This window comes from Micromonospora inositola (genome assembly GCF_900090285.1).
In the GTDB taxonomy this organism is placed as follows: domain Bacteria; phylum Actinomycetota; class Actinomycetes; order Mycobacteriales; family Micromonosporaceae; genus Micromonospora; species Micromonospora inositola.
In genome coordinates this window covers 4,541,493-4,553,934 of the sequence record NZ_LT607754.1, presented here as the reverse complement: position 1 = coordinate 4,553,934, position 12,442 = coordinate 4,541,493, and the positions used below count along the sequence as shown (strand labels likewise).

General features: G+C 72.9%; 11 protein-coding genes and 1 pseudogene. 2 read left to right on the top strand and 10 right to left on the bottom strand.

The window, feature by feature from the left end; translation table 11 throughout:
• Positions 1-112: 112 nt before the first annotated feature.
• Positions 113-874: a hypothetical protein gene (locus GA0070613_RS21710; RefSeq protein WP_157746431.1), complete on the bottom strand. Its 762-nt coding sequence runs from the start codon at positions 872-874 to the stop codon at positions 113-115.
• Positions 875-1,043: 169 nt separating this feature from the next.
• Between GA0070613_RS21710 and GA0070613_RS21705 the strand changes: the two genes are divergently transcribed.
• Positions 1,044-1,592: a YceI family protein gene (locus GA0070613_RS21705; RefSeq protein WP_089013972.1), complete on the top strand. Its 549-nt coding sequence runs from the start codon at positions 1,044-1,046 to the stop codon at positions 1,590-1,592.
• 90 nt (positions 1,593-1,682) lie between these two features.
• Here the strand turns inward: GA0070613_RS21705 and GA0070613_RS21700 are convergent, their stop codons facing one another.
• On the bottom strand, positions 1,683-2,978 hold the full coding sequence (locus GA0070613_RS21700) for an MFS transporter (protein ID WP_157746430.1): 1,296 nt from the start codon (positions 2,976-2,978) through the stop codon (positions 1,683-1,685).
• 48 nt (positions 2,979-3,026) lie between these two features.
• Entirely contained in the window at positions 3,027-3,707 is a 681-nt protein-coding gene (locus tag GA0070613_RS21695) for a DUF305 domain-containing protein (protein WP_089013970.1), read from the bottom strand.
• Between the two features lie 138 nt (positions 3,708-3,845).
• Between GA0070613_RS21695 and GA0070613_RS21690 the strand changes: the two genes are divergently transcribed.
• Positions 3,846-5,294: an LVIVD repeat-containing protein gene (locus GA0070613_RS21690; protein WP_157746429.1), complete on the top strand. Its 1,449-nt coding sequence runs from the start codon at positions 3,846-3,848 to the stop codon at positions 5,292-5,294.
• 141 nt (positions 5,295-5,435) lie between these two features.
• Here the strand turns inward: GA0070613_RS21690 and GA0070613_RS21685 are convergent, their stop codons facing one another.
• The 7 genes and pseudogenes from GA0070613_RS21685 to GA0070613_RS21655 form a co-directional block, all read right to left on the bottom strand.
• Complete coding sequence (locus GA0070613_RS21685; RefSeq protein ID WP_089013969.1) at positions 5,436-6,368, bottom strand: PfkB family carbohydrate kinase; 933 nt, start codon at positions 6,366-6,368, stop codon at positions 5,436-5,438.
• A 51-nt stretch (positions 6,369-6,419) separates the two neighbouring features.
• Positions 6,420-6,902, bottom strand: a complete 483-nt coding sequence (locus tag GA0070613_RS21680) for a DUF1203 domain-containing protein (protein WP_089013968.1) — start codon at positions 6,900-6,902, stop codon at positions 6,420-6,422.
• A gap of 118 nt (positions 6,903-7,020) precedes the next feature.
• Positions 7,021-7,846 (bottom strand): annotated as a pseudogene (locus GA0070613_RS21675) (MerR family transcriptional regulator).
• Between the two features lie 57 nt (positions 7,847-7,903).
• Positions 7,904-9,517 (bottom strand): asparagine synthetase B family protein, encoded by a 1,614-nt coding sequence (locus GA0070613_RS21670; protein ID WP_089013967.1) that lies wholly within the window; start codon positions 9,515-9,517, stop codon positions 7,904-7,906.
• 5 nt (positions 9,518-9,522) lie between these two features.
• Entirely contained in the window at positions 9,523-10,491 is a 969-nt protein-coding gene (locus GA0070613_RS21665) for a hypothetical protein (RefSeq protein ID WP_089013966.1), read from the bottom strand.
• Positions 10,492-10,602: 111 nt separating this feature from the next.
• Positions 10,603-11,409 carry an isocitrate lyase/PEP mutase family protein gene (locus GA0070613_RS21660; RefSeq protein ID WP_089013965.1) on the bottom strand — a complete coding sequence of 269 codons (807 nt, stop codon included), beginning with the start codon at positions 11,407-11,409 and terminating at the stop codon, positions 10,603-10,605.
• Positions 11,406-12,416 carry a cytochrome P450 gene (locus GA0070613_RS21655; RefSeq protein WP_231929355.1) on the bottom strand — a complete coding sequence of 337 codons (1,011 nt, stop codon included), beginning with the start codon at positions 12,414-12,416 and terminating at the stop codon, positions 11,406-11,408. The genes GA0070613_RS21660 and GA0070613_RS21655 overlap by 4 nt, the downstream gene beginning before the upstream one ends.
• Positions 12,417-12,442 lie beyond the last annotated feature (26 nt).

Below are 12,442 nucleotides of genomic sequence, written 5' to 3'. Positions count from 1 at the left end.
CAGCGTACGGGCTGCCCCGCCCGTCGACGGGCGGGCCAGATCGCCAACATCGACGACGCACTCCCGGCGACGGGAGGTCCGGGTAGGAAAGGGCGATTGGGTTGGTGAGCCGTCAGGCGAACCGTTCAGTCGTCACGGGGATCAGCCCGTGCTGCCGCATGACGGAGATCAGCTCGTGCAGCACCGGCCGGGTGGTGTCGTCGGCGTCGTTCGCCAACAGGGCGGTCAGGTCGAGGCACCAGGCGAGTTCCCGGCCGATCCTGCGGAGGTTCCAGGCGAACCGGTCTCCGCCTACCCGCAGTTGGCCAGCGGGCATCCCTCGTGCGCCCCGATCGGCGAGATCGCCCTCGACCGAAGTCCGCCACACGGCACTGAGGTTCGCCAGTTGGTCCGCGCGAAGATCCTTGGCGAACAGGACACGGTAGACCCGCTTCTCGTGGAATCCGTCCGGCGCGTCCGTGGGGCCGAGCCGGAGCGGTGGCGCGGTCGCAAACGGTCCGTAGTCGCGAAAATAGGTACGCAGCACCGCTTCGGCGGGCAACTGTCCGCCGCCAAGCTGTCGGTAGACCGCCTCCGCGACACCACGACAGGTCGGAGCCACCCGCCCGGACAACTCCGGGTCGGCGCGCATGCTGCGGCTGAACGAGGCGGAGCTCCACCAGCGGCCGTCCACCGGCGTCCAACCTGCGCTGTTCAAGCCCACCGTCGCGCAGTCGTGGTCTCGGACAAACTCCTCGACGACGATCCCCTCCGCCTCAGCGTTCGACCGACGGCCGCTGATCCGCGCGAGGATCAGGTAGTAGTCCAGCTGCGGCTCGGCTGTATCAGGAACCGCTGCCATTGGCGCTGTCCTACGGGGGGCAGTCACCTGCAAGATCCTCCGAGTTCTCCCGACGGTGAAGACCTGGCGCAGGCCACCGTAGCGAAGACGACAGCCGGCCGGACAGTCTTGATCAGGGGGCGACGCGCAGATCGTGGACCGATCCGGGGTCGACGTCGCAGACACCGCTGGAACGCCAACGGGACGGGCGTACGCTTGGCGGGTGGCGATCAGCACCGGCAGGTTGCGGTTCGGCCCGGACAACGGGCGCATGCTGCTGCGCACCGGCCGCAAGGGTGTCGGCTCGACCGTCGGGCACGACCTGACCATCGAGGTGACCGACTGGTCGGTGGAGCTGGACGTTCCCGGGACCGGGCCGGCGGATGCCACCGCGACCGCCCGCGTCGAGTTGGGATCCTTGGCCGTGCGGGAGGGCACCGGCGGTGCGCGACCGCTGACCGACAAGGACCGGGGCGAGATCGAGAACAACGCCCGGCGCACGCTGGACGTCGATCGCCACCCGACGGCCACCTTCAAGTCCAGCCGCGTCGTCGCCGCCGACGACCACGCCACGATCAGCGGAACGCTCACTCTGCACGGGGCCGCCGCCCCCATCGACGTCGAGGTGCGCGAGGTGACGCCCGACCGGTACCGCGCCACCACGGTGGTGACCCAGTCGGCATACGGAATCAAGCCGTACTCGGCCTTTCTCGGCGCGCTCAAGGTCCGTGACGACGTCGAGCTGGAGATCGAGGTCGACCTCGGACGTTGACCGTGGTCGGCCGCACGTCGAGCGCTACCCTTGCCGCGAGCGCGGGGTATTCGTCCGCCCGGCAGGTGCAGCCGCGGCGATCTTCGCCGGTCAGGGCCGCTGCCCGAGCTGTGGCCTGCGGCGCAGGTCGAATGTCTCTGGATGCTGGGCGAACGCCCACGCGGCAAGGGCGAAGGCCACCAGACACAGCATTCCCGGGACGAGGAAGCCGACCTGGTGTCCCAAGGTGGCAACGGACGCTGTCGCCACGAGACTTCCGTTGACGGTCGCCACGTTCTCGTGACTGAGGTATATCGACGTCGCCGCGCCGGCACGTCCCGCCATCAACCGCTGAGCGAGGTCGATGCCGACCATGACGGTGGCGGCGCCGAACATCGCATAGACGACCTGCAGCAGCATCAGCTGCCCAGGTGTGGTGACAACGACGAGGCCGCCGTAGTAGACCACGCTCGCGGCGCCGCCTACCAGGAACACCTTGCCGCGTCCCCAGCGCAGGGCCACGAACGCCATGGCCGGCATGAGTACCAGCTCGCACAGCGGCGGCAGCGCCAGCGCGAACCCGGTCAGCTGCAGCGGCGCGTGCAGGGATATGTGCATCAGGATCGGCAACTGGGACAGCAGCATGACGCGTCCACTGGAGAACAGCACCATGACGAGCACGAGAATCAGCAGTAGCCGCTGGCCACCGGCCGTCCTCTCCCGGACACCGCGCCTGTCCTCGGTGTTCACATCCGTGACCGGACGCGGTGTTGCGGCGGCGACGGTGTCGGCCCCTCGCAGCAGGTACCACGACAGCGCCAGGCAGCCGAGGCAGACGACGGCCACGACCCGGAAGAGCGGACGTGCCCCGAGATAGGCCAGACCGAGACCGCCGATGCCGAACCCGGTGAACGAACCGATGGACAGCACGATGCGCATCATGGCAATTACCGCGGTGGAGGTGGCGTGCCGGCTTTCGACGAGGTCGCGCGCGTAGGCCATCAGCTGCGCGTTGGGGACGCCAACCGCGCAGAAGAAGACGACCCCGACGGCGAGCATCGCCGGGTAGGACCGCACGCCCGCCAGGATCGCGTAGCCGATGCCCAGCCACGCGAGACTCGCCGCAATGATCATGCGCCGAACGCCGCCCCGGTCGGAGACGTGGCCCGTTGCGAGCAGCACCGCCATGCTGGCCAGTGCGACGACGACGAAGTTGACCGTCACCATGGTGTCCGAGGCGCCCAACTCGTCCCGGGCGAACAGCGACAGCACACCGAGTGCCGCGAACGACGCCGTCGAGCTGACCAGCATCAGCACCATCAGCGGCCGGTACGGCGCCGCGGCACGCCACGCGACCACGAACCGGCCATTGCTGTGAGCGTCCCGCTGAGCGTCGGTCTGCGCCACCACCAACACCTCCGTCCGCTGTGGGATCGGTGCGGGCGACCCGAACGGTCAGGGGGCGAGCAGTTCGCGCATGCGGGCGATCTCGACGCCCTGTTCGGTGGCGACGGAGTTGGCGAACTCGTTCATGGTCAGGTCGGCGCCCACCTTGAGCAGGTCGGTCGCCATCGTGACGGCGCCCTGGTGGTGCTCGGTCATCATCCGGACGAAGAGCCGGTCGAAGTCCGCGCCGCGGGCGGCGGCGAGCCGCCGCATGGCCTCCGGCGACTGCATGCCCCGCATCGTGCCGTGGTCGTGGCCGGGGACCTCCGCCGGCAGACCACGCGCGTCGAGCCAGCCCCGCATCATGCCGATCTCCGGCCCTTGAGCGGCCCGGATGCGGTCGGCGACCGCGCGGACCCGAGGGTCGGTGGCTCGGCCCTCGGCGAGCGCGGCCATCTCCAGCGCCTGCTGGTGGTGCGGGATCATCATCCGGACGAACCAGACGTCGAGGCTGTTGTACCGGGGCGGCGACGCGTCCCGAACCTCCTGCGCCGGGCGGACCGCCGCCGACTCTCCCGGCCGCCCGGGCACGATGACCGGGGGTACGTCCGCAGTGGGCGACGCGCTCGACGCCGATGCGGCAACCCCCGACGGGCCGTCGGCGCGCGACCGGAGGGTCACGCCGAGGACGACCACCACCAGAGCCACGAGTGTGACGGCGATCAGCGTCCGTCCACGTCGGTCGGTCATGCGCGACCCCTCCCGGTCGAGGTGACAGCGATCCTATCCATAGACAAAGGACGTCGAGTGTGACCCAGATCACATTGATGTCGATCGTCCGCCGGTAAGGTGTGGGCAATCGTCATCCCCTTTCGAAGGGCCTCGCCGATGATCAGATTCCGTCCGTCTCGGTCCCGTCAACTCCGGATCATGAGCCTGGCCGCCACCGGCCTGCTCGTTGCCAGCCTCGCCACGGCCACCGGCGCTCAGGCGACACCCCGACTCAGCGCCGAACCCGCCACGGTGGACGCCGCCGGGCTCGCCGTCGACGAGATCTCCAGCAGCCCCAACATCCGACAGATCGCCAACCTGCCGAAGCAGGCGCCGTTCGACACCGAGAGTGCCTTCGGCACCGACATGGCCTTCCAGGGGCCGTTCGCCTACGTCGGCAACTACAACGGGTTCGTCATCTACAACATCGCGAACGCGTCGAAGCCGAAGATCATGTCGCAGGTACTCTGCCCGGGGTCCCAGAACGACGTCTCGGTCTACGGTGACCTGCTCTTCCTCTCCACCGACTCCTCACGCAGCGACGACTCCTGCAACAGCGTCTCGCAGTCCGCGGCGGTCAAGGAGTCCTGGGAGGGCATCAAGGTCTTCGACATCAGCGACAAGACGAACCCGCGCTACATCAAGTCGGTCGAGACCGACTGCGGCTCGCACACGCACACCCTGGTGCCCGGGAAGGACGGCACGTCCGTCTACCTGTACGTCTCCTCGTACAGCCCGGCAGCGGCGTTCCCCGACTGCCAGCCGCCGCACGACTCGATCTCCATTGTGAAGGTTCCGCTGGAACAGCCCACCGACGCGGCGGTCGTCGCCACGCCGGACCTCTTCCCGGACGGCGGCTACCCGGGCCGCCCGGGCGGCTCGGCGACCACCGGCTGCCACGACATCACCGCGTACCCGGGGAAGGACCTGGCCGCCGGCGCCTGCATGGGCGACGGCATCCTGATGGACATCTCCGACCGGGAGGCGCCCCGGGTGATCAACCAGGTCCGGGACACGACCAACTTCGCCTTCTGGCACTCGGCCACGTTCAACAACACCGGCACCAAGGTCATCTTCACGGACGAGCTGGGCGGGGGCGGCGCGGCGACCTGCAACACGACCGTCGGGCCGAACCGGGGCGCGGACGCCATCTACGACATCACCGGCAGCGGTGACGCCCGGACAATGGACTTCCGCAGCTACTTCAAGATCCCCCGGGCCAACTCCAGCACCGAGAACTGCGTGGCCCACAACGGCTCGCTGATCCCGGTGCCCGGGCGGGACATCATGGTCCAGGCCTGGTACCAGGGCGGGATCTCCGTCTGGGACTTCACCGACTCGGCGGCGCCGCGGGAGATCGGCTACTGGGAGCGGGGGCCGATCTCCGACACCCATCTGGTCCTCGGTGGTGCCTGGTCGTCGTACTACTACAACGGGAACATCTACTCCAGCGACATCCAGAAGGGTCTGGACGTGCTGGAGATCGACCAGGATTCCATCCCGGGAGCCAAGACGAAGCACTTCACCCGGCTCAACGTGCAGACCCAGCCCGACTACCGGGACTGACGTCTCAGCCACACTCGGGCCCGGTCCCCGCACGCGGGGGGCCGGGCCCGACTCCGGTCAGCTCCTCGGCAACTCGTAGCGCCGCTCGCCGCCACCGGTCGCGGTGACCAGCCGCACCTCGCCGTCCCGGCGGGCCGGCCGTCAGGACGCTGGGATGCGGGCCAGTTGCTCCTCGATCGCCGCCGGAGTGAGGGCCGGCCGGCCGCCGGGGTGGCCCACCGTGGCGGCGGCCGCCGCGACCGCGTACCGGGCGGTGCGCTCGTGCGGGTCGCCGCGGAGCAGGCCGACGGTGAGCGCGGCGACGAAGGCGTCGCCGGCGCCGGTGCTGTCCACCGTGGGCGTCTCGCTGAGCGGCACGAACAGTGCCCCGTCCGGCCAGACGAAGGCGTTCCCCTCCCCCGCCACCTCGACGGCGACCAGCGACGGCCCGCGCCCGAGCAGCTCCCGGCCGGCCCGGAGGCCGGCGTCGGCGTCCTTCGGCGGGTCGCCGACGAGCAGCCCGGCCTCCCGCGCGTCGGCGCGGAACACGTCGGCGAGGGCGAGCAGCTCCGCCGCGCCGTCCGGGTCGTCCGGCGCGCCGTCGAGCAGCACCAGCCGGTCGGCCGCCCGGGCACACCGGGCCGCCGCGAGCACCGCCGGCAGCGGCTGCTGCAGTTGTACGAGCACCGCCCGGGCCGCCCGTACGACGTCCTCCGCGCCGGCCACGTCCGCCTCGGTCAGCAGGGTCTGGTCGGGGATGTCCTCCAGGTAGCGCCAGCGGCCGTGGGCGTCCACCACGTCGACGATGAGCGCGCTCGGCGTGCCCTCCCGGCGGACCACCGGGGCGACATCGATGCCGTCGCTGCGCGCCCGGCCGAGCAGCCGGTCCCCGACCTCGTCCAGCCCCACCACGCCGAGCAGGCCGACCCGCGCGCCGAGCTGGGCGAGGCCGACGGCCTGGTTGGCGCCCTTGCCGCCGAGCAGCTCCCGGCGACACCGCACCGGGGCCGTCCGGGAGGCGTCCGGGACCTCGTCCACCAGCAGCACGAGGTCCCGCGCCACCTGCCCGACCGCGATCGCGTCCAGTCCCGCCATGCGGGGCTGATACCCGGGTCGCCGCCGGTCACGCCCCCGCCACGGGGTGGCTCAGTCGTGGGCCCGCTCGACCGTGAACATGTAGCAGCCGTACACCACGTTGCGGCTGTGCAGCGCGACCACCGCCGGATCGGCGAGGAGCCCCGCGATGACCACCTCCGGGTCGTGACCATCGTGCAGCCGGCCGCCGTGGATGCGCCCCCGCCGGTCGTACGCCCGCAGCACCTGGGGACGCCCCCGCCACTGCGCCGGGTAGCCGCCGGCGGGATCCGCGCCCGCGCAGTCCGCGTCGTGGGCGAAGATCGGCCCCACCTCCCGGTACGGCCCGGCCGCCGGCGGCGGCGCGTAGCCGAACAGCAGCAGCGGCTCGCCCGGGGTCGCGTCGCGCAGGCAGCAGCGCAGCGGCTCCCCGCCCTCGGCGGTGGACCGCTCCACCGGCTGCCCCGCCGCGTCGCGGCCGGTCTTCCGGACGGCGGCCAGCACACCGGCCGGCAGGGGACGGACGAGGAAGGTGGTGCGGATGGCGGTCGTCATGACCCCACCCTCGCCCGGTCCGGACGGGGATGCTGGCGGCGATCGGACCTCGCGTCGCCGGCCGGGCACGGACGGGCTGCCGCGACGAGGCAGCCCATCCCCCGTTCCGCCCGGACGGTCAGCCCTTGACCACCGGAATCTGCAGCTCCGTGACGCCCTTCTCCGGCTCCTCCTGGGAGTAGTCGAGGTAGAGCTCCCGGGCGAAGCCGGTGGCCCGCCAGCCGTTCTCCTCGATCCAGGTGGCGAGCACCTGCATGGTGCCCTCCACCTCGTCCATCGACCCGTGGTGAACGATCGTCGCGGCGGTCGGCACCCGGGGCAGGTCGACGATCGCGACGTCCCCCGCGGACGCCGGGTCCACGTCGACCCCCACACCGGCGTGCACGACGACCGCCTCGCCCTCCCCGGCGGGCTCGTAGTAGGCCAGACCCGGCCCGGTCGGGCTGATGTGGGCGGCATCCAGCCGGCGGAACAGCTCCGGGTAGAGCGGCTGGATCACCGGGCTGATGTCCGGCGTCTCGTAGCTGCGCGCGGTCCCCGTCAGCTCCGCGACCCGGACCGGCGGGATCTCCTTCAGTACGACGTCCTGGCTGGTCATCCGACCCTCCCTCTCGATCATCCGGAGCCTCGCCTCGATCCCGGCCAGCCGGGCACGGTCCGCCGCCACCTGCGCCTCCAACTGCGCGCGGCACAGCCGCAGCATGCCGCGCAGCTCGGCGACGTCGACCTTGTCGTCCACGATGGCCCGCACCTGGTCGAGGGTGAGCCCCAGCTCCTTGAGGGCGATCACCCGGTTGAGCCCGGCGCAGCTGGTCGGCCCGGTAGAACCGGTAGCCGGTGCGCGGGTCGACGGCGGCCGGGCGCAGCAGCCCGATGCCGTCGTAGTGCCGCAGCATCCGGACCGACACCCGACCGAGTCCGGCGAATTCTCCGATGGTGAACATGGTCCCCCCACGGTCGGCCCTGACACGGTGTCAGAGTCAAGCGTCGGGGTCCAGGCCTCAGCCGGGCAGCTGCGCTTCGTCGCCGCCCCGGGTGCGGCGCGGGCCCACCAGCCGGCGGACCACGGGGGCGGCGTTCCACTTCGCCGCGCCGACCAGGTCCCGCGCGTGTTCCAGCAGGGTGTAGTCGGGGCGGGCCAGGCCGTCGGCGATCGCCAGGTCCAGGTCGTTGCCGCAGCGGGTGAGCACGCTGTCGAAGTCCCGGCGGACGGGTTCGAGCAGGTCGTAGCCGAACGATCGGTGCAGCCGGGCGAAGAGCGGCTTGTACAGCCGGGCCCGCTCGTGCAGCCCGGACGAGTACGACATCGGGTTCTTCGGCCGCCGCCGAATGTAGTCGGGCAGCACGTCGGCGAACGCCCGCCGCACGATCCACTTCTCCTGCCCGTCGCGCACCTTCAGCTCCAGCGGCAGCCGCATCGCCAGCTCCACCACGCTCAGGTCGAGGAAGGGCAGCCGGGCCTCCACCCCGTGGTCCATGCTGGTCCGGTCGACCCGCTGCAACTCCGTACGACAGAGGTTGCGGATCTTGTGGAGGAAGACCCGGCGGGACCGCTCGGGGCCGACCTGGTGGTACATCGGGTAGCCGCCGAACAGCTCGTCCGACCCGTCCCCCGTGAGCACCACCTTGACCCCCAGCTCGCGCAGCCGGCGGAAGATCGGCACCGAGACCACGGCGTTGATGATGTCGCCGTACTCGGTCAGCTCCGAGATCCGGATCGCCTCCCGGACGTCGGCCAGCCGGATGTCGCGCGGGCGCAGCTCGACCACCTCGTGCGGCACGCCCAGGTCGGCGGCGAGCCGTCGGGCGTACGTCACGTCGGGGCTGTCCGGGACGCCGACGGTGACCGCCACGCAGTCCGGGTGCATCTCCTTGACGTGCAGCAGCGCCAGCGAGCTGTCCAGCCCGCCGGAGAGGACCACCCCCACGGTCAGGTCGGTGTCCACCCGCATCCGGATGCTGTCGGTGAGCGCGACCCGGACGAGCAGGGCGGCCTCGTCCGGGTCGTCGATCACCGGCAGCCCCGCGCCGAGCGCGAGCAGGTCGACGTGCGGGCGCAGCCGGACCGGACCGTCCGGCTCGGCCCAGCCGTGGTGCCCGGGCGGCACCTCACTGATCGGCGCGCCGTGCCCGACCAGCGCCTTGACCTCTGAGGCCAGGTGCAGGCAGGCGGGGCCGCGGGACCAGTAGAGCGACTTCACCCCGACCGGGTCGCGGGCCAGGTAGGCCCGGCCGGTGGCCCGCTCCACGACGGCGAAGGCGAACTCCCCGCGCAGCCGGCGCACCGCGTCCTCGCCCCAGCGCAGGAAGGCGGCGAGCACCACCTCGGTGTCGCTCTCGCCCCGGAAGGCGTACCCGAGCCGCGTCAGCTCCCCGCGCAGCTCACGGTGGTTGAAGACCTCGCCGTTGTAGCAGAGCAGGTACCGCTCGTCGGGCGAGACCCAGGGCTGCACCGCCCCGTCCCGGTCGACGATCCGCAGCCGGCGCACGCCGGCCAGCAGGCCGTTCTCCTGCCGCGTCTCGGTGACCTCGCCGCGCGGGGCGAGGACGGCGAGCATCCGCCGGAAGGTGACCGGGTCGGCGTCCGGACCGATGCTGAGCGCGATGCCGCACATCCTCCTCAGACCGCCATCTCTGCCTCGTACGCTCGCCGCAGCCGGCGGCGGGCGGTGGGCGCGAGGCAGAGGTGCCAGGCCTGGCCCTCGTCGACCACGTTGATCTCGCCGGCGTCCTGCCGGGCCAGCAGCAGGCCGGCCAGGGTGTCCCGGACGCCGAAGCGCCGGAACCAGGCCAGCTCCACGTCGGCGGCGTAGCCGAGGCAGTGGCCGCTGGGCACCATGGCGGCGTACCCGAGGCGGCGTAGCCGGTACTGGTGCTCGGCGCTGCGGGCCAGGCTGGTCACCCAGAGCGGCGGAGTGGCGGGCGGGGTGGCCAGGGCGAACTCCCGGGCGACGTCGTTGAGCAGAGCCACGACCTCACGGCGGGCCCGGCGGAACATCAGGCCCGCGGTGCGCGGGGTGGCGTCCGGGAGGAGCTGGCGGCGTACCGCGCGCAGACTCCGGCCGAGGACGCTGGCGGGCTGCTCCTGGTACCGGAAGCCGAGCAGGCCACGGCGGCGCAGCCACTCGAGATCGACCAGGTCGACGCTGCCGTTGACCTGCGCGTCGGTCGCGAAGGTGGGCGCGTCCCGCCACCACATCACGTCGATCCGGGAGAGCAGGTAGATCCGGACCAGCGCGGTCAGGTCGGCGGCGGAGCTGCGCGCGTTCGGCTGGTAGCGGGCCATCTCCAGCAGCAGCGTCTCCCGGGCGCCGACGAACCCCTGCGGGGTGGCGTCGAGCACCGCGGCGATCGCCGGCTCGCGCAGCCGCTGGTCCAGCAGCACCTGTCGGGCGGCGGTCGACGGGGCGTCGGCCAGGGCGCCCACCTCGACGAGCAGCTCCGCCACCGCGGCCCGGTACGCGGCCAGGTCCGGCTCGCCGGGTGTGGACCGGCGGGCCGGGGGCGACGTGGGCAGGCGGCGGACGGGGGCGGCGGACGCGACGGCGGTCCCGGGCTGCTGGCCGGGGCTTCGGCTGGGCACTCGCATGGTCGGGTCCTCTCTCCGGGCAGGACACGGTGTGGATGAACCTGAAACACACCGTAAGCACCAGAATCCGTGGATCCCCGAACAATCCTCCTATCTCCCCCGAACGACGCCCTATCCGGTGTGGTCCGCCCCGAACCGCCCGGACAGCTCCTGCACCCATCCGTACGTCGGTACGGCGCGCGGGTCGCCGTCCCGCCCGGCGCGGACGGCGTCGGCGAGGTCGAGCGCCGCGCCGAGGGCCGCGCGGAACAGCAGCGACCCGGTGCTCACCCGGGCCACCCCGAGCCGACCCAGCTCCGCCAGGCTCGGGCCGCCGGGCCGGTGGAGCACGTTCAGCGGCACGCCGACCTCGGCGGCGAGCAGCGCGACGATGTCGTCCGGGGCCCCGGGAACGAAGACCCCGTGGGCGCCCGCGTCCCGGTACGTCCGGGCCCGGTGCAGGGCCTGCTCCAGCGGCTCGGGCACCCCCAGCCACCAGGCGTCGGTGCGGGCGTTGAGGAAGAGCCCGGGCACCGCTGACCGCACCGCGGCTAGCTTGGCCGCCACCAGCTCGGGCGGGGCCAGGGTGCCGTCGGGGCGGCCGTCCTCGAGGTTGATGCCGACCACGCCGAGCCCGGCCAGTTCGGCGACGTACCCGGCCACCGATGCCGGGTCGTCGCTGAAGCCGCCCTCGACGTCGACGGTGAGCAGCACCGGCAGCCCGCGCAGCCGCCGGGCGAGGTCGAGGTTCTCGTCCTGGGTCGCCGCCGCCGCGTCGGGTTTCCCGCCGGCTGCGGCGACCCCGAGGCTGGTGGTGCCGATCGCGGGGTGGCCCCGGGCGGCGAGCGCGGCGGCGGAGGCCGCGTCCCAGGCGTTGGGGAGCAGCAGCGGACGGCCCGGCCGGTGCAGGGCGTGGAAGGCGGCGTGCCGGTCGTTCATCGGGGGCTCACCTCGAGTCTGGTGGGAACGCGCAGCGTCGGATGCGGATCGTGGCGGATCTCGGTGTCGGTGCGGTGGCAGCGGCGGCGCAGCACGTCGACCACTCCGGTGGCCAGGGCCAGGGCGTGCCGCTCCCCCGGGCACCCCCGCGGACCGGCGCCGAAGGTCAGCGCGCGGCCGGGCCGGCCCGGGGCGAACCGGTCCGGCTCGGCGAAGACGTCCGGATCGCGGTTGGCCGCGTCGAATCGGAGCACCAGCGCGGCGCCGGCGGCGATCTCCCGCCCGCCGAGCCGCAGCGCGGCGGCGGCGACCCGGCGGGTGGCGCGGACGGGCGGGTCGAACCGGAGCACCTCGGCGAGCAGGTCGCCGGTCGGCACCGACTCCGGCGCCGGGAGGACGTGCCGGGCGGCGGCACCGATCAGGCCGGCGGTGGCATCGCAGGCCTGCACCAGCAGCCCGAGCCGGTTCGCGGTGACCTCCGGTGCGGCGGGCGGCGACAGCGCCAGCAGGATCCCGACCGCCCGGTCGGCGCGCGCCACCGCCGCCGGGGTCGCGCCCGGATGGTAGGCGGCGGCCGCCGCGACCACCGCCGGCACGGCCGCCGCCGGGTCGGCCAGGCCGAGCCGATCGGCCAGCACCACCAGCGGTACGCGGCGCGCCAGCCGCGCCATCACGTCGAGCCGCCCGCCGGCCCGGTCGATCTCGTCCCCGGTCAGCCGGGCGGCCGCGGTCCGGAGCTCGTCCGGGTCGAGCTCGGCCAGGGCGGCCACGCCGACCGCGCGCCGGACCGGGTGGCGCTGCGGGTCGCTGAACCGGCTCACCGTGCCACGCAGCCAGGCCAGGGTGCCCGGTGGCCCGTCGGGGGCGGTCGGCACCACGCAGTCGGGGTGGGTCAGCACGTCGGTCACGTCGGCGTGCCGGGTGACGGACCAGCCGCCGTCGGCGTCGGGGACGGGCGGTCCGCAGGCGGGCGTGTCGGGCGCGGCGGCGATCATCGACCAGCTCATGACCCGACGCTAGGCCCGGAACACTT